The sequence below is a fragment of the Burkholderia sp. LS-044 genome (genome assembly GCF_004803625.1).
GTDB lineage: Bacteria > Pseudomonadota > Gammaproteobacteria > Burkholderiales > Burkholderiaceae > Burkholderia > Burkholderia cepacia.
The window spans coordinates 48716-66150 of the sequence record NZ_SSWO01000001.1 but is presented as its reverse complement, the minus strand read 5'-3'; the positions used below and the strand labels follow the sequence as shown (position 1 = coordinate 66150).

At 66.9% G+C, this 17435-nt stretch carries 17 protein-coding genes; 5 read left to right on the top strand and 12 right to left on the bottom strand.

Annotated elements, in window-relative coordinates:
* Positions 1-61 precede the first annotated feature (61 nt).
* Positions 62-1369, bottom strand: coding sequence for a shikimate transporter (gene shiA, locus E9536_RS00285; RefSeq protein ID WP_027791586.1), 1308 nt, complete (start codon positions 1367-1369; stop codon positions 62-64).
* Between the two features lie 355 nt (positions 1370-1724).
* Here shiA and E9536_RS00275 point away from each other — a divergent pair, with 355 nt between their 5' ends.
* Positions 1725-2852, top strand: a complete 1128-nt coding sequence (locus tag E9536_RS00275; protein WP_021162738.1) for a VOC family protein — start codon at positions 1725-1727, stop codon at positions 2850-2852.
* 46 nt (positions 2853-2898) lie between these two features.
* Here E9536_RS00275 and E9536_RS00270 read toward each other — a convergent pair whose 3' ends face one another.
* From E9536_RS00270 to E9536_RS00250, 5 genes are all read right to left on the bottom strand, one after another.
* A complete protein-coding gene (locus E9536_RS00270) occupies positions 2899-4134 on the bottom strand; it encodes an NADH:flavin oxidoreductase (RefSeq protein ID WP_136469061.1) in 1236 nt (411 codons plus the stop codon).
* Between the two features lie 171 nt (positions 4135-4305).
* Positions 4306-5646 carry a type II toxin-antitoxin system HipA family toxin gene (locus tag E9536_RS00265; RefSeq protein WP_060372011.1) on the bottom strand — a complete coding sequence of 447 codons (1341 nt, stop codon included), beginning with the start codon at positions 5644-5646 and terminating at the stop codon, positions 4306-4308.
* A 2-nt stretch (positions 5647-5648) separates the two neighbouring features.
* Positions 5649-6077 (bottom strand): helix-turn-helix transcriptional regulator, encoded by a 429-nt coding sequence (locus E9536_RS00260; protein ID WP_059694854.1) that lies wholly within the window; start codon positions 6075-6077, stop codon positions 5649-5651.
* Positions 6078-6229: 152 nt separating this feature from the next.
* Entirely contained in the window at positions 6230-7354 is a 1125-nt protein-coding gene (gene ribBA, locus E9536_RS00255; protein WP_136469060.1) for a bifunctional 3,4-dihydroxy-2-butanone-4-phosphate synthase/GTP cyclohydrolase II, read from the bottom strand.
* Positions 7351-8289, bottom strand: coding sequence for an alpha/beta hydrolase (locus E9536_RS00250; RefSeq protein ID WP_136469059.1), 939 nt, complete (start codon positions 8287-8289; stop codon positions 7351-7353). Before E9536_RS00250 ends, ribBA begins: the two co-directional genes overlap by 4 nt.
* A 281-nt stretch (positions 8290-8570) precedes the next feature.
* Between E9536_RS00250 and E9536_RS00245 the strand changes: the two genes are divergently transcribed.
* The gene (locus E9536_RS00245; protein WP_021162732.1) at positions 8571-9761 is read left to right on the top strand and encodes a LuxR family transcriptional regulator; all 1191 of its coding nucleotides are present in this window, start codon (positions 8571-8573) and stop codon (positions 9759-9761) included.
* A 200-nt stretch (positions 9762-9961) separates the two neighbouring features.
* Here E9536_RS00245 and E9536_RS00240 read toward each other — a convergent pair whose 3' ends face one another.
* From E9536_RS00240 to E9536_RS00220, 5 genes are all read right to left on the bottom strand, one after another.
* Entirely contained in the window at positions 9962-10627 is a 666-nt protein-coding gene (locus tag E9536_RS00240; RefSeq protein WP_136469058.1) for a cation diffusion facilitator family transporter, read from the bottom strand.
* 178 nt (positions 10628-10805) lie between these two features.
* Positions 10806-11381 (bottom strand): DinB family protein, encoded by a 576-nt coding sequence (locus tag E9536_RS00235; RefSeq protein ID WP_027791594.1) that lies wholly within the window; start codon positions 11379-11381, stop codon positions 10806-10808.
* 177 nt (positions 11382-11558) lie between these two features.
* Positions 11559-12404: a PhzF family phenazine biosynthesis protein gene (locus E9536_RS00230; protein ID WP_027791595.1), complete on the bottom strand. Its 846-nt coding sequence runs from the start codon at positions 12402-12404 to the stop codon at positions 11559-11561.
* 54 nt (positions 12405-12458) lie between these two features.
* Positions 12459-13088 (bottom strand): LysE family translocator, encoded by a 630-nt coding sequence (locus tag E9536_RS00225; protein ID WP_059694847.1) that lies wholly within the window; start codon positions 13086-13088, stop codon positions 12459-12461.
* 35 nt (positions 13089-13123) lie between these two features.
* Positions 13124-13528, bottom strand: coding sequence for a VOC family protein (locus E9536_RS00220; RefSeq protein WP_027791597.1), 405 nt, complete (start codon positions 13526-13528; stop codon positions 13124-13126).
* Positions 13529-13661: 133 nt separating this feature from the next.
* Between E9536_RS00220 and E9536_RS00215 the strand changes: the two genes are divergently transcribed.
* On the top strand, positions 13662-15008 hold the full coding sequence (locus tag E9536_RS00215) for a PLP-dependent aminotransferase family protein (protein ID WP_060085274.1): 1347 nt from the start codon (positions 13662-13664) through the stop codon (positions 15006-15008).
* Positions 15009-15182: 174 nt separating this feature from the next.
* The gene (locus E9536_RS00210) at positions 15183-16202 is read left to right on the top strand and encodes a DNA-binding protein (RefSeq protein ID WP_060207333.1); all 1020 of its coding nucleotides are present in this window, start codon (positions 15183-15185) and stop codon (positions 16200-16202) included.
* A gap of 149 nt (positions 16203-16351) precedes the next feature.
* Here the strand turns inward: E9536_RS00210 and E9536_RS00205 are convergent, their stop codons facing one another.
* Positions 16352-16684: a hypothetical protein gene (locus E9536_RS00205; protein WP_124838455.1), complete on the bottom strand. Its 333-nt coding sequence runs from the start codon at positions 16682-16684 to the stop codon at positions 16352-16354.
* 53 nt (positions 16685-16737) lie between these two features.
* On the opposite strand from E9536_RS00205, the gene E9536_RS00200 reads away from it, so the two are divergent.
* Positions 16738-17358, top strand: a complete 621-nt coding sequence (locus E9536_RS00200) for a TetR/AcrR family transcriptional regulator (protein WP_059694839.1) — start codon at positions 16738-16740, stop codon at positions 17356-17358.
* The last annotated feature ends 77 nt before the right edge of the window (positions 17359-17435 follow it).

The window sequence follows — 17435 nt, the reverse complement described above, 5'->3', positions numbered from 1 at the left end:
TGCCGGCCGCCATCGAGCGATGCGTGATGGCCGGCCACGGTTGGGGCCGGCCATCGGGTCGTTACTGCGCCGCCCGCATCCGCGCGGCGACGATCAGCGAGATAAGGCAGCCCACCGCGAGATAACCGGCGACGAGGTGCCACGAGCCGCCTGCCACGCTGACGAGGCCGACCGCGATGAACGGCGTGAACCCGCCGCCGACCACGCTCGCGAACTGGTAGCCGACGCCCGCGCCGCTATAGCGGTATTCGGCGCCGAACAGCTCGGTGAACAACGGCTGCTGGACACTCACGACCATGTCGTGCGCGGCGTTCGCGAGCAGGATCGAGAAGATCACGATCCACGCGATCGACCGCGCCTCCAGCGCGAGGAAGAACGGCACCGCGGACGCGACGCCGATCAGCGCGCCGATCAGGTAGATGCGGCGCAGGCCGTAGCGGTCGGCCAGCCACGCGAAACACGGGATCGTCACGCAGCTCACCGCCCCCACCAGCAGGCCGATGTTCAGGAACAGGTCGCGCGACATGCCGAGGTTCGTCGTCGAATAGCTGAGCGCGAACGCGGTGACGATGTACATCGTGAACAGCTCGGCGAGCCGCAGCGCAATGATCAGCAGGAACGCCTTCGGATGGCGCGTCAGCGCCTCCAGCACCGGCAGGCGCAGCTTGCGGTTGCCGTGTTCGACCTTCTCGACGAACTCCTGCGATTCGTCCATGTTCTTGCGCACCCACAGCCCGATCAGCACGAGCACGATGCTGAACACGAACGGCAGGCGCCAGCCCCACGACTTGAACGCGGCCTCGCCGAGCGTGTGGCTCAGGATCGACACGATGCCCGTGGCCAGCACGAGGCCGACGCCGTAGCCGACCTGCACGCCGCTGCTGTAGAACGCCTTCTTTTGCTTCGGCGCGCTTTCGACGGCCATCAGCGCCGCGCCGCCCCATTCGCCGCCGACCGCGAAACCCTGGATCGCGCGCATCAGCACCAGCAGCACGGGTGCCCACCAGCCGATCGTCGAGAATGCCGGCAGCAGGCCGATCGCGACCGTCGACAGCCCCATCAGCATCACCGTCAGGACCAGCATCCGCTTGCGGCCGAGCCGGTCGCCGTAGTGGCCGAACACGACGCCGCCGAGCGGCCGGAACAGGAAACCGACACCGAAGGTCGCGAACGCCGCGAGCGTGCCCATCGTCGGGCTGACTTTCGGGAAGAATTCGGAGTTGAATACCAGCGCGGCGACGATCCCGTACAGCAGGAAGTCGTACCAGTCGACAACGGCGCCGACGAAGCTGCCGATCGCGGCCTTGCGGGCCTGGCTGCGGACGCGGGCGCTGGCGGCGGCGTCGAGGGTGTCGAAGGTTGGGGTCATGGCGGTGTCTCCTGGCACGGCGCATCGTGGAATCGTGGCGGCGCCGCGTCCGATGCTGCATTGAAGTCGATGAGTGAACGGAGAATAGGGCGCGCGCCGTACGGCGGCAATCGGCCAATCGGGCAGAGTGCGCGATTATCGTACAAGTCCGTGCGATTATCGAACGCTTTTCGGGTTTGCACTAGGCGGCGCGACGATATCCCGTTTGGCCAGGGTGTGCCGCCGTGAACGATCTGGTTAAAATCTGCAGCATTGAGAACTTGCCCGTTCGGGGCGGATGCGGTCGCCACGCTGGCCGCGTTTGCCGCCAGCGACGGGCGCCATCCCCATCGAACGCATGCCCCCGGAGACTGGAATGCCCGGCAATTCCCACCCCCTGTCCAGCGATACGCCGCCCGTTGCCGATCCGGCCGCCAATCCGCTCGGGATGGCCGGCCTCGAATTCGTCGAATTCGCGGCGCCGGTGCCCGAGGCGCTCGCGCAGCGCTTCGAGCAGCTCGGGTTCAAGGCGATCGCGCGGCATGTCAGCAAGAACGTCACGCTCTACCGGCAAGGTCAGATGCATTTCCTGATCAACGCCGAGCCCGATTCGTTCGCCGCGCGCTACGCGGAGGAATACGGGATGGGTGTCTGCGCGATCGGGCTGCGCGTGGCCAGCGCCCGGCGCGCGTTCGAGCGGGCGATCGAGCTCGGTGCGTGGGCGTTCGAAGGCGAGAAGGTCGGCGTCGGCGAGCTGAAGATCCCCGCGATCCAGGGCATCGGCGATTCGCACCTCTATTTCGTCGACCGCTGGCGCGGGCGCGACGGCCAGCGGGGCGGCGTCGGCGACATCTCGATCTTCGACATCGATTTCCGGCCGATCGACATCGCGACCGCGCATACCGATCTCGATTGCGTGGGCGTCGGGCTGCAGCAGGTCGATCATTTCACGCAGACCGTCGGCGCGGGGCGCATGCGGGAGTGGCTGGATTTCTACCACGACCTGCTGCATTTTCGCGAGATCCACGAAATCGACGCGCACTGGCATGTGTCGGAGGAATCGCGTGTGATGGTGTCGCCGTGCGGCGCGGTGCGGATTCCGGTCTACGAGGAAGGCACGCGGCGCACCGAGCTGATGCACGCGTATCTGCCCGACCATCCGGGCGAGGGCGTGCAGCACGTCGCGCTGGCTACCGACGACATCCTGTCCTGCGTCGATGCGCTGCGGGCGAACGGCGTCGAATTCATCGAGCCGCCGGCCCGCTATTACGATGACGTCGACGCGCGGCTGCCGGGGCATGGCGTCGATCTCGACGCGCTGCGCCGTCGCGCGGTGCTGGTCGACGGCGAGATCGGCGGCGACGGCGTGCCGAGGCTGTTCTTCCAGACTTTCGTCAAGCGCCGGCCCGGCGAGATCTTCTTCGAAATCGTGCAGCGCAAGGGACACCACGGGTTCGGCGAAGGCAATCTCGCGGCGCTCGCCCGCGCGCGCGACGCCGGCTGAGCGGCGCCGGCGGCCGCATCGAGCGTCCCGCGCCCCGCGTCGCACCTCACGCGCCGGCGGCCGGCACCCGGTTCGGCGAGGGGTCGTTCGGCTCGTGCAGGACGCACGCGGTGCCGCCCGGCGTGTACATCGACACGACACAACGGTTGCACGACGTGCAGCCCGACTGCGCGAGCCGGCCGTCGCGCAGTCCGTTGACGAAATCCGGCTCTAACACGAGCGCGCGGGCGAGCGCAACCGCATCGAACCCTTCGCGCATCGCCAGCTCGACGTTCCCGCGCGAACGCACGCCGCCGAGGTAAGCGAGCGGCATCCGGACGGACGCGCGCACCTTCCTCGAGTGCTCGAGGAAATACATCTCGCGAAACGCGCCCATCTTCGGCTCGGTGAGTTTCTGCAGCGCCATCGCCGCGCGCACGATCGCGTTGTCGGCGTTCGCGCGCGCGTCGCCGGGCAACGGGCTGCCGAACAGCTGCCACACCGATTCGACGTTCATCCCGCCGCTGAGCACGAGCAGGTGCGCGCCTTCGGCTTCGAGCCGCCGCGCGATCTCGCATGCGTCGTCGGCGGTTCCGCCGCCGCGCACGCCTTCGGTCACGCCGATCTTGCAGACGACGGCGAGATCGCGGCCCACCGCGTCGAGCACGCGGCGCAGCACCTCGGCCGGGAAAGCGGCGCGCCGTGCCGCGTCGCCGCCGTACGCATCGCGGCGGCGGTTGTACAGCGGCGACAGGAACTGGCTGAGCAGATAGCCGTGCCCCATGTGGATCTCGACCGCATCGAAGCCGGCGTCGCGCGCATGGCGTGCGGCCTGCGCGAATTCGTCGGCGACCGCGGACATCTGGTCGCGCGTCATCGCCTGCTTCAAAAAGCGGCCGCTCATCACGCCGACCTTGTTGAAACCGCCCGATGCGCTCAACGGCCGTCGGGTCGACAGCGACGGCAGGAACGTGAAGCAGCCGCCGTGCGTGATCTGCGCGGAGGCGGCGGCGCCGTGGCGATGGACGGCGTCGGTCAGCGCGCGGAACTGGCGGACCGTCGGCACGTCGAGCCGTGCCTGGTCGACGAACGTGCGTCCGTCGTCGCTGATCGCGCAATACGCGACGGTCGTCAGCGCGGCGCCGCCTTCGGCGATGCGTTCGTGAAAACGGACGAGCGCGCGCGACGGCACGCCGTTCGGCGTCATGCCCTCGTTGGTGGCTGACTTGATCAGGCGGTTGCGCAGCGTCAGCGGGCCGATCTGCAGCGGGCTGAACGCGGTCGTGAGGTCGGCGGATTCCATGAGGGGGCGGGATTGGACACGACGACCATTGTGCGGCGGTGGCGCAGGAGCGCATCGTCCGGGTGGACGAGCCCGGCACAACCCGTTCCGGGCGCGCCCCGATTCAGTACATCGAAGCGCGCCACCGGACGCCAAAGCCCGCCCCGAACCCGACCACCCGCCGTCGATCCGTCACGCGAGATCGCCTGCCCGGAGCTTGCGGACCTGCCGCCGCATCCCGTCGAAGATCGCATCCGCGACGTCCACCGGAAATTCCGCCGGGATCTGCGCCGCGGCTTCCGCGATCGCAGGCTCCGTGCGAGCGGCGACGGCCGCCATCGCGGCGTGCACGTCGTCTTCGGTCAGGCCGACGCGTCGGCCCTGCGCGACCCAGTGGCGCGGCTGGATCTCGCCGATCACGTAGTGCCGGTTCTTCCCGCACACGGCCATCGCGAGCCGCGCGCGGCGCGGCGGAAGCTGGTTGCGGCGCGTGCCGATGATCGGATGCGCGGACAGCACGTCGTACAGCGGCGTGCTGCGGTACGTGTTGCCGGGCAGGTGCGCGATGCTGAAGTTCTTCGCATGCCCGTCGATCGCCGCCAGCACCCAGAACACGAGCTGCGCGACGAAGAAATTCATCCGGTCGGGCGCGGCGTCGGCCGAATTGGCGAGGATGCCCATGATCGTGTCGATGCCCGGGCCGCCGTCGGATTCGTATTTCGCGCCCGACGGCGTGCCGGTCGCCTGGCACATGTCCTCCTGCGGCAACCGCAGGATCCACGTGCGGTCGCGCGAAGCACGCCGGTCGAAGCGCTCGACGATCAACGCCTTCTGGTCGTCGAACCGGCCGATGTCGCACGCCGCGACCGGCAAGCCGTACGCGGCGACGAGCTTCGCGCACAGCCATTCGTTTTCGACGGACGTCCGCATGTCGGCCTGCATGTTCCCGACACGCCCGAGCGGCAGCTTGAAGATGTGCGTCGTCGGCGTGCTGCCCGACGGCCGCAGCCAGCGGTTTCCCTGGCGCAGCAATGCCGTCTTTTCCTGCGCGCCGGCAATCGACAGGCGCAGGTCGCCTTCCGGCTCCGCATGGCCGGGCAGCGGCGTGGCGGTCGCGTGGCGCAGCACCTCGGCGACGGCCGTATCGTCGAGCGTCACGCCGTCGATCGTCTCGAGATCGATGGGCGTTTCGCCGGGCGGCAGCATCTGGATCGCGCCGACGCAATCGCGGCCGATCGACGCGAGCAGCTCGAACGGCGCCGTCGACCGGAGCCGGTAACGCTGCGCGATGCGGCGGCGGATCGGCTCGCTGTCCGGCAGCAGGTTGTCGAAATAATCGGCGACGATCGCGCCCTGGTGCGGCTGGTTGCCGGGCGTGAAGGGCAGCGACAGCGACAGCGGCCGCCCCTGTGGATCGTCGAGCCAGGCCGGCAGGTAGACGAGACGCTCGACGCCGCGCCGGACTTCCCAGTAGCCCACCGGAATGCCGTTCATCCACAGGTCGAGCCGGTCGTGACGGGCACGCGTGGCCATCGTCACCAGTCCTCCCGCTTCGAAACCCGTGGCTTGCCGGGTGTCGCCGTCGCGGGCCGCTTGCGCGCGGCGCCGGCCGCAGGCCGGGCTGGATTTTTGGCGGCCGTGGTGCCGCGCGCCGCATCCGGCTTGCGTTTGCTCGCGGCGGGTTGGCGAACCGCCGGCGCGGCATCGGCATCAGGCGCAGGATCGGCCGATGCCGCCGAAGCGTCCTGCGTGCCCGGCGCGAGCGTCATGCGCACGCCGAGCGTGTTCAGCACCTTGAAGAGCCGCTCGATGCTGACCGCCGACGGGTTGGCTTCGAGCTGCGCGTAGGATTGCTGCGTGACGCCCAGGCGGGCGGCCAATTGCGCCTGCGTGAGCCCCGCGGATTTCCGGAAGCCGACGAGTATCGGACGCAACTGGGTCAGGGTCTGGACAGGAAAGGCCATCGGGCGCTCCGCGGAATGACAGGCGATCGTTTGTAATCGGAAAATACAATCTACAGCATGTATTGTCAAAATACAAACCAAAGACTGTATTCAACGAAAACAAACGATAGCCTGTCAAGCGGGCAACCCGCCGACCATTCCGCGGCAACGCGTCACGCCGCCCGCAGCGGGTTCGCATGCGCGCTTCGCGCGCTTTCCGGATCGTCGTCGCCGAGCGGAATGAACGCCATGATCTCCAGGTCGTGTCCCGACAGCGCGGGCAACCGGAACGGGCTCGACAGCACGTTCAGCCGCCGCACGCCGAGCTCGCGCAGGATCTGCGAGCCGATTCCCGTCACGCGTCCGTCGCGGCGCGCATGGCCGGCCGGCATCCGCATCGCGTCGCCGCGCATGTCGCAGTCGAGCAGCACCGCGACCCCGCAGCCGGCCGCGTCGATCCGTTGCAGCGCGGCATGCAGCGGCCACGAATGCGCGGACGGCTCCGCATCGAGCAGGTCGAGCAGCGAATGGCATTCGTGCACGCGCGTCAGCACCGGCGTCGACGGATCGGGCTCGCCGCGCACGAGCGCGAGATGCGGCGCGCCGTGCACGGTGTCGCGATACTCGATCGCACGGAATCGCCCCCACGGCGTATGCAGCGGCCGCTCGCCGACGCGTTCGACGAGCGATTCGTGTTCGCGCCGGTAATGGATCAGGTCGGCAATCGTGCCGATCTTCAGCCCGTGATGCGCGGCGAACGCCTTCAGCTCGGGCAGCCGCGCCATCGTGCCGTCGTCGTTCATCACCTCGCAGATTACCGATGCGGGCGTGAGCCCCGCGAGCGCCGCGAGATCGCAGCCGGCCTCGGTGTGCCCCGCGCGCACGAGCACGCCGCCCGGGCGCGCGGCGATCGGGAACACGTGGCCCGGCTGGACGAGATCGTCGGGGCGGGCGCCCGCCCGCGCCGCCGCGCGAATCGTATGCGCGCGATCGGCCGCCGAAATGCCGGTCGTCACGCCTTCGGCCGCCTCGATGCTGACGGTGAACGCGGTGCCGAACGGCGTACCGTTGTGATCGGCCATCGGCGGCAGGCGCAACTGCTCGCAGCGCTCGGCGGTCAGCGTCAGGCAGATCAGCCCGCGCCCGAAGCGCGCCATGAAATTGATCGCTTCCGGCGTCACGTGATCGGCCGCGATCACGAGATCGCCTTCGTTCTCGCGATCCGCTTCGTCGACGAGCAGGACCATCCGCCCCGCACGCAGCTCGTCGACGATCTCCCGCGTGCCGGCGATGCTCATGGCGCCTCCGTCGCGTCGAACGCGCGGCGCAGCGCGTCGGCGCCGAAGGTCAGCACGCGGTCGGCCGCATCGATCGCGCCGAGCATGCTGGCGAAACCGTGAAGCTGGCCCGGCCAGCGCACGATGGTCACCGGCGTGCCGGCCTGTGCGAGACGCAGCGCATACGCCTCGGCCTCGTCGCGCAGCGGATCGAATTCGGCGCTGACGATCGTCGCCGGCGCCGCGCCCGCGACGTCCGGCGCGGCGAGCGGGCTTGCAAGCGGCGACGCGCGATCGGCGCCGTCGTCGAAATAGTGGCGCTTGAACCAGCGCATCATGTCCGACGTCAGGAAATAGCCGTTGCCGAGCGATTCGTACGACGGATGCTCGGTCGCGCAATCGACGACCGGATACAGCAGCAACTGGTGCGCGATCGCGATGCCCGAGCCGCGCAACTGCAGCGCCGCGACCGCCGCAAGATTGCCGCCGGCGCTGTCGCCGGCGACCGCCAGCGCGCCGGCGCGTGCGCCGAGATCGCGCGCGCTGGCAGCGGCCCAGCGCACGGCGTCGCATGCATCGTGCGCGGCGGCCGGGAAACGCGCCTCGGGCGCGAGCCGGTAGTCGACCGACAGCACGAGCGTGTGCGCACGGGCTGCGAGGCTACGGCACAGGTTCGCGTGCGAATCGATGCCGCACGCGACAAAGCCGCCGCCGTGGAAGAACACCGTCAGCGGCAAGGGCCCGTCGGCAGCGGGCCGATACAGCCGTGCGGACAACTGACGGCCCGATGCGGGAATCTGCCAGTCCTCTTCGGCGGCGACGGCATCGCCCGGGGCGAACGCGCCGCCGGCGGCGAGACTCGCGCGATACGCGGGAACGGTGAGCTGCGCGAAATCGATCGCGGGTGCCTGGGCGAACGCGGCGAGCAGCGCCTGCGCCTGTGGGTCGAGCGGCATGGGGACTCCTGTCTGAATCGGATGCGGTTTGAATCAGGTAAACCCGTGTCGCGGTTTTCCCTGAGTCCGTGCCGGACGCTTGCCGGCACGGCCTGACGGGCATTCCAGCGTAGCGGGCAGGGTGCCACATCATCCGATCGGACGATGGTTGGTTCGCCCAGATGGCCAATTCTCACCATTCAGTAAATCTCCCGATGACGCCGGAATTTAGACGCGTCTTAATCATGGCGGCGCGGTTGGGTCGCGTCGGAAACATGTCGTATGGAGGATGGAGCGTGCTGATGGAGACGAGATGGGCTCCGCAAGAGAGCCAGGCAACCAGTGACGAGGCCGACATCGGCGTCGCCGATTTCAGCGAGCTGATGGCGCGCATCTACCAGGGCCCGCTGGAAACGCCGCCGTGGGCGGGTGCGCTCGAGCTGGTTCGCCGGTTGCTGCAGGCCAACTACGTGACGCTGATCCTGCGCGCGGCCGCGAGCGACCGCCGCGCGCCGCTGTCCGTGCACGCATCGGAATACGGCCCGGTCGTGCCGGGTGACGGCGAAGCGTCGTACAACAACTACTACTATTCGCTCGATCCGTTCGTCGGCCTGCCGGCCGATCGCGTGGTCACGGTCGACGACGTGTTCGGCGACACGGGCTGGCTGTCGAGCGAACTGTACAAGCAGTTCCTGAAGCCGCAGGACGTGCGCTACATCCTCGGCGCGGATCTCCGCACGCCGTCGGGCGTCGAGTGCCGGTTCCGCGTATGCCGCAACCATGCTTCGAAGCAGTTCTCCGCGCGCGACAAGGCGATCTGCGCGTTGCTGCTGCCGCACCTGAAGCGTGCGGTCGAGCTGCATTCGCGGCTCGACACGGCCGAGGTCGAGCGCTCGATCTACGCGAACGCGATCAACCGGATGCAGATCGGCACGATCACGCTCGACGAGAACGGCACGATCATCGACATGAACAGCGTCGCCGACGAGATCCTGAAGCAGAACAACGGTCTGACGATTGCGCGCGGCACGATCGAGGCGACCGACGCGCAGGAGAACCGCACGCTCAAGCGGCTGATCCGCCACGCGGTGATGGGGCACCACGGCACGGCCGCGGCGACCGTCGAGGCGATGCCGATCACGCGCAGCTTCGACAAGCCGCGCCTCGGGCTGCTGGTGCGCACGGTGCTGCTGTCCGACTGGTCGGAGGACAACAAGCGGCGGCCGGCCGTCACGCTGTTCCTGCGCGACCCCGACCGCAAGCCGCAGGGTGCGCAGGAAATCATCCGCAAGCTGTTCGACCTGACGCCGGCCGAGACGTCGCTCGCGCTGCTGCTGACGAACGGGCTGACGCTCGAGGAGGCCGCGGAGGAATCGGGGATCAGCAAGAATACGGCGCGCACGCACCTGCGCGCGATCTTCTCGAAGACGGGCGTCACGCGCCAGGCGACGCTCGTGCGGATTCTGCTCGGGAGCGTCGTGCCGCTCGGGTAAGCGGCAGCCGACGCCGATTCATCGAAACCGGCCGCATTCGTCCGGCGATACATCGGCAGCGATCGACGTGGCACGTGTCACGTGCCACGCCGTGGCGACGACATCACGCGAAAGAGGCTCGCACCCGCGCGAACCGCTCCTTCATTCAGCGCAGCCGCTCGCGGAGACCGGATGCCCGACGCCGGCGCTGCCGGGCGCGTTCACGACCCGCGCGTGGAACGACCCGCCCACGACGCCCACGCCGGCCACTGCGCGCAACCGCGCCGGATGAAACCCGCGCCCGTGCGGATCACGAGCGCGCCGATCGCGAGCGCGGCCAGGTCGTCGAGACGGCCGAAGCCGATCCGTGCCGCGCCCATCGCGAGCGCCGCCAGCAGCGACGCCAGCGCATCGGTCCGGACATGCCAGCCGCTCGCCTCGAGCAGCGCGGAGCCCGTCTCGCGCGCCTTGCGCAGCATCCAGTGCGACAGCGCGGCCTTGCCGGCGAGCGTGACGGCGACGAGCGCGAGCGTCGTCATGCCCGGCTGTACGACGGGCGGCGCAGCGAACCGGTTCGTCGCGTGCCAGATCATCTGCGCGCCGGTCGCCACGAGCAATGCGCCGAGGCCCGCGAGCGCAAGCGGCTCGCAGGTCGGGCGCCGTTCCGGCGGCAGGCGCGCGTCGAGCCGGCATGCAACGAGGATCAGCGCATCGGCTGCGAGATCGATCGCCGCGTGCGCGACGTCCGCGAGCAACCCCGACGAATGCGCGGACCAAGCCGCGACCGTCTCGACGACGAGCAGCAGCAGGTTGATCGCAAGGCTGGCGGCGAGGGCACGGGACGTGGCCGCATAAACGTGGGGCGTGGCGCGCGACGTGCGCTGCATGGCGGAATCGTCTGTCGAAAGCGTGGGTCAGACCCGAACGCTACCGGGCAACGGTGGCAGATCAATGACAGGCGACGGTCGCGACGCGACCAGTCAGCGATGCGCATCCGGCGGTCTCCGCGGCCCACACAGATGCGAGACAAGTTGCCGGCGTGCGCCGGGTCGGCCGAACAGGCGCTCACCGGGCATCGCGATAGTGATCCCTGATGAATACGGGAAGATCGTTTGACGGTGGCGCGAAAGGCACCTGATACATCATGTCGCCGACAAATCCGCGGTGATAGGTGGCGTGATTGACGACATGCAGCACGATTTGCTCGCGGGTCATGACGCCTTCTCCTCCGCCAACAAACTCGAAATGAACGGCTTTCGCGAGATCCGCGTCCGACCAGGTGTCGACAAGATTGATGTACCAGCGGTCCATTTCCTGAACCGCTTTCCAAAGATCGGAAACGGCAGGCGTGTGGTCGGTGTTGCGCGAGGTGTAGGTGTGCTTCTTTCCTTGCAGATGATGTCTGAAAATGTCGTCGACCACGTAGACATGATTCAAGGTATGCACCATGTTTCCGAACCGCGTCGGTCTCTGCCGAAGGGCTTCGCCAGCCGGCAGGTCCATCACGCTCTTGAACGTCAGTCCATTCGCCCAGGACTTGTAGCGCACCAGCATTCTTAAGGTGTCTGCCGCCGAGGCGGGCAGTGTGATGCGATCGGTGGTTACGGATGGAGCAATCGGGTTCTGCGGGGGGGCAGACATGCTGAACTCCTTGCGTGTTTTCGAGCGTCAGAACAGTGCTCAGGTTGATCCGGTGCTGTCGCGTCACGCCGGCAAGCAGTCTTGCGAGCAAGCTGTTCAGCGTATGGGGCGACCCGGACAGGCGTTATGTGCGCCAGTTCGCCCGAACATCAGGTTGCAGCTTTCTCGTTTGCCTTTTCAAAGGCCGTGAAGCCGGCCTTCGACGTGCGTGCGAGTCTTGCCGCCGACCCAGATTTGGCCAGCCTCGTCGCGGGTCAAATGAATGCGGCCATGGCGGCCGAGGCGTGTCCCCTGGGCGGCGACATAGTCGTCCTCAACCACACCTGTCGCGAACAGCCACTGCGCCATTGAAGCATTGAGGCTTCCAGTAACTGGATCTTCGACGATAGCGCCCAGATGGTCGCTGAAGAAGGCGCGAACCTCGAAGGCCGCGTTGCCGCCTGTTGCATGAGGGCCAATAACGCCGACATCGATCCGGCCGGGCCAACTGCGGAGCGGATTGAGGGCAAGCACCGTCTCCGCCGACACCAGCCTGATGCCCAGCCATCCGGGGCCGTTATCGATCCAGGCGGCATCGAGGACATCGCCCGATTCGATCCCCAGCAGTCGCCGAGCCTGATCCAATTCATCCTGTGTTGGCGCACCGGAGCGGATCAGCGGCGGGGCGGCGAAGGAAAGCCGCTCGTGATTGCGTCGGATCGGAACCAGCCCGGCGCCGCATTCCTGGACGATTTCCGCTTCGCTCTTCGGCACGCGGCCCGTCGAGAGCCACGCATGACAACTGCCGAGCGTCGGGTGCCCGGCAAAAGGCATCTCCCTGTCCAGCGTGAAGATCCTGACCCGGTAGTCAGCCTCAGGATGCGTGGGTGGCAAGAGAAAAGCGGTCTCGGACAGGTTGAACCACCGCGTCAACCGCTGCATGTCATCCGTTGCCAGGGCATCGGCACCGATAACGACCGCCAGCGGATTGCCCGAAAACGGCCCGGCGCCGAAGACATCGATCATATGGATCGCAAAAGTCATGACATCGCTCTTTCAATTCAGATCGGTTCGTGAGGGCGCCGACAAGCCGGGATATCAACGTTGCCAGGCAAGCAGCCGGACTCCCGCAACGGCGAACACCGCGGATAGCGTGCCTTCAATCCAGCGCCGGAGGCGGGTATACAGGGCGATCATCCTAGCGGTCGAGAAGAGGACCGCATAACCACCAAACACGATGACGGCGAGGAACGCGCAACCACCGATGATCGCCGGCAAGGTACCGCCGGGGGCGTGCTCCGGAAGCCCAAGTGACATGATTGCCATCCAGGCCAGAACCGCCTTCGGGTTTCCGATATGCATGAGAACGCCCTGGCGGTAGAGCCGCCGATAGCGAGGTGTCGAGCGTCCCGGTTCCATCTTCGCGAAGTCGGAGCCCGGTTTCAGCGCCGACCTGCCCGTGCGGAACGCCAGGTAGAGCAGGTAGACACCACCCACCATCTTGATGACGAAAAGCGCCTCGGCATAGGCCGCCAGCACGGCGGAAACGCCGGTCGCCGCCAGGATCGCCCAGAAGAGTGAGCCCGTGATGACGCCTGCCGCTAGAACGAGGGCAGGCAGGCGGCCGTCACGCATCGCTGTTCCCATGATCGCCATGTTGCTCGGCCCGGGGCTGGCGGTGGCGATGAGATAGGTGCCGTAGGCGAGTGCGATCTGACTGGCGATCATTCGAGTTTCTCCAGAGATGCGGGGCGTCTCCAGCGTTATGGCTGGAGGTCTCCGCGATGAACGATATGGATCTTGTTCCCGTCGGGGTCGCGCAGATACGCGCCGAAGTAGCCGTCACCGTAGCGGGGGCGTAACCCGGGTGCACCGTCGTCCGTCCCGCCGTGCTCAAGACCCTTCGCGTAGGCCGTGTTCACGGCTTCTTGCGACGGGGCCAGAAAGGCGACCATGCTGCCGTTGCCGATGGTCGCCGGCTCTCCATCGTAAGGAATGTAGACATAGAAGCGCGGCAGCGGCGTTTGACCGGTTACCCAGCAAAGCGCCGGAGGCCCGCCATCGGACGTGACGACGCGACGCTTCAGTCCGAGCGGAGCGAGTACAGCGTCATAGAAACGGCCTGCCCGCCCAAGATCACGCGCCCCAACAGTTACATGGCTGAACATTTGACTCTCCACGCGCCCATCGTGGCGATCAGGCGCCTCCAGAAATGCATGACTTCATCCAATCACATCGCACATGTTACGCTTGTTGTTTATATAAATAGTGTCACGTGACACTAATATCTAGGCGGCGAACATGCTCCTGCAATCTCCCTGGTCACCACGGCTTGCCGACATCGAGGCGAATACCGCCGAGCGGTTGGTCCTCGCCCTGGCCGACGACATCGTCGAGGGGCGGCTGACGGGAGGCGACCGCCTGCCCGCTCATCGCGATCTCGCGTTGAAACTGGGGATTGGCCTTGGTACGGTGACGAAAGCCTATGCCGCGCTTGAACGGCGCGGCCTGACGCGCAGCATCAAGGGCCGGGGAACCTTCGTGGCGATTCGCCAGGCGCATCAGGATCGACAGATCGACCTTTCGTCCAATGTGCCGCCAGCCATGCTCAACGCTCGCTTGCTGGCGCGAACATTGACGGGGATCGCACGCAAGATCGATGCGGACCACCTCAATCTCTATGCCCCGCCCGCTGGGCATATGGAGCACCGACGTGTGCTGGCTCGCTGGCTCGAAACGCTGGGCCTGATGGTGGAACCGTCTCATCTGGTGCTAACGAGCGGCGCCCGCCAGGCGCTATCGTTGGCGTTCGATCTTGCCTGCGGCTCGCAAGGGCTGCTTCTGACCGAGCGGATTACCTATCCTGGCGCGATCGCGCTGGCTCGGCGCAACGGATATCGGATGCAAGGCGTCGAGACCGACGCGCAAGGGATGGTGCCGGGGGCACTGGCGGACGCACTCGACGGCACCGCATCGACCGGCGGCAAGGCGGTCTATCTCACGCCGACGCTGCACAACCCGACCACTGCGACGATGGGCACGGAACGAAGGCAGGCCATCGTGGATATATGCCGCCGGGTGGGCGCGTGGATCATCGAGGACGGCGTCTATGCGTCGGCAGAGCAGGCTTCGCCACCGCTAGCGGCATTGGCGCCCGAGATCGCCTTTCATGTGAACGGACTGTCCAAATCGCTTGGCCCCGGTTTGCAGATCGGCGTGCTCGCGCTGCCGGCCGGACTCAACGACGCAGCGGAGGACGCGCTGCGGGACCTGCCAATGGCGCCGTCGCCGCTCTCTTGCGCAGTGGTTGAGGAATGGCTGGCCACCGACGTCATCTCCTCGATCCAGCGGGATCTGCACCATGAGGCGCGGCGTCGATCCAATCTGGCCATCTCTCTGCTCGGCGCGAGCGAACTGGTCTCGCATCCCGGCGCCTACAACGCCTGGCTGCCGATGGAGCGCGATGCTGCCAATCGTGTCGCATCCGTCGCTGCAGCGATGCATATCAAGTTGACCCCTCCGGAATCCATGATGGTGAACCCGGAAGATCGGGCGAGCGGAATCCGACTTTGCCTCGGCGGCCCGTCGTTCGACGATCTGACGGAAGCACTGACCCTTCTGGCAGGGCTGCTGAAGCAGCGCGCTTGACGCCACCGGGCGAGCACCGTACTGGCCGACGGCCGCGCGCCGCATACCGGCGGGGACATACCGATATTCCACGATCTCGACATTATAGAAATAATGTCAAATCCATAAATCGACATAATTGTATTTTTAACGGTTTACGTTATATTTTTGACGAAATTGCCACCGAAACCCGCCATGTCCGATCTCGCCGCCGACGAATCCCGCCTGACCGCCGAAATCGAGCGCCTCAAGGCCGACTTCCCGAAAACCCGCGAGCTGTATCGCGAAGCCTGCGCGCTGCTGTTCTTCCGCTTCGGCATCACGCCCACCGCGAACCGCCTGTACCAGCTCGTTCGCAAGGGCAGCATGAGCACGCCGACGGCCGTGCTCGGCGAGTTCTGGGCCGAGTTGCGGGAAAAGAGCCGCGTCCGCATCGAGCATCCCGACCTGCCGGCCGATCTGCAGGCGGCCGCCGGCGAACTCGTCGCGGCGCTATGGAATCGGTCGAGCGCCGACGCGGCCGCCGCGCTCGACGCATTGCGCGCGGAAGTCGAAGCCGAGCGGACGGCGGCGAAGGCGGAAGTCGCGGCGCTGCAGGCTGAGCTGGCCCGCACCGAAACCGCGCTGGAACAACGCACGGCCGCGCTGCTGGCCGCGCAGGTGCGCATTCAGGAGCTGGAGCAGGCGAGGGCGGCCGACGAAGCATCGCGGCAAGCGCTGCAAGCGGACATCGAGCGCCTGACGGCCGACAACGCGGAAGGCGACCGTGCACTCGCGCAGGCCCGCGCGGATTTCACCACCCAGCTCGACCGGTTACGCGACGACGCCGGCCGGGCCGAGGAACGCTTGCGTGCGTCGGAGAAGCGGGCGCTCCAGGAGATCGATCGAGAGCGGCTCGCAGCCGCGCGACTGCAAAAGGAGCTCGATGCCGTGACATCGCGCACGGAGCAGCGCGATGCGCAGCAGCGGAAAGACGTTGCCGCGCTGCAGGCGCAACTGGGCGACGCGCTGCATCGATGCGGCGTGCTTCAGGGGCAGCTCGACGCTGCGCAGGCGGCCGATGCGGCGCGCGGCAAGGAACTCGATGCACTGCGGCGCGAGATGACGGTGCTCGTGCGCCGCGCGCCGCTGCGTGGCGCCAAGGCGGGACCGGCCGCGCAACGGGACGAGCGACGGGCACGCACGCGAAAGCGTGCTGACGAAGCGCCGCGCTGACGGCGCCGCCGCGAGCGTGCATCAGCCGATGGCGATGCACGCCAACCGCCGGCAAGCAGGCAAACGAGACGGCTACACGCCCACCCACCCAACGTTACCGGTCAACTTGCCATATACCGCGACGGCAGCGTCGGCTCCGGTGGACAAAATCAGTTCATGAGAACAACAAAATCGTGATCTGACGACTGGATTATTCCGACGGAGAAATGAGCTTGAACATCATGGATCAGGATATTCGGAATATGCTCTGTCGCTAACGTGATCGAGATATCGGTTTGCAACAGCTTCGCGCGTGGTTGGACAGCCAGGGAGCGCGTGTCGAGGCCCAAATTCCACGAGTTATGCGGATGCTCGATGAATCGCCCGCGACGAAACCGGGTCGTGCGCGTGACGCCGCGTGCGCGGCAACGCGGAGCGAGGAAAGGAAGACCGGCACAACGTTTGGGGGCCCGGCGGGGATCGGGTAAAGTGCCGCTCAACATGCCGGATCGACGCCGCTAGACGACCGGTCTAATCGTTGCTAACATACGCCACCATGAACGCATCTTCGGGCGCCGAAGTCCGCCAGCACATCCTGAATATCGCCAAGCCGATCATGCTCCACAAGGGGTTTTCGGCGGTCGGCCTGAACGAGATTCTCGCTGCGGCGGGCATCCCGAAGGGCTCGTTCTACCATTACTTCGGCTCGAAAGAGGCATTCGGCGAAGCACTGCTCGAAGCGTATTTCGACAGCTATCACGCGCATCTCGACAACCTGCTCAAGCATCAGGCCGGCACCGGCGCCGAGCGCCTGATGACGTACTGGCGCAACTGGCTGCACACGCAGTGCGCGGACGATCCGCAAGGCAAGTGCCTCGCGGTGAAGCTCGGCGCGGAAGTGTCGGATCTGTCGGAAACGATGCGCGCGGTGCTGCGGCAGGGCACGAGCCAGATCATCGAGCGGCTCGCAGGCGGCATCGAGGCCGGACTGGCCGACGGCTCGCTGAGCGGGATCGCCGATCCATCGCACACGGCCGCGATCCTCTACGAAATGTGGCTGGGCGCGACGCTGCTGGAAAAGATTCACCGCGACCGCAAGCCGCTCGAAAGGGCGATGGTCGAAACGCGGCGCATGCTGAACCTGCCGCCGGCCGAGCATGGCGGCGCACAGTCGTAACCCGGGCGCGCATCGGCGCGCCTTGTTTTTGTCCTGACTCTAGACGACTGGTCTACTCAAGCAAGTATGACGAACGT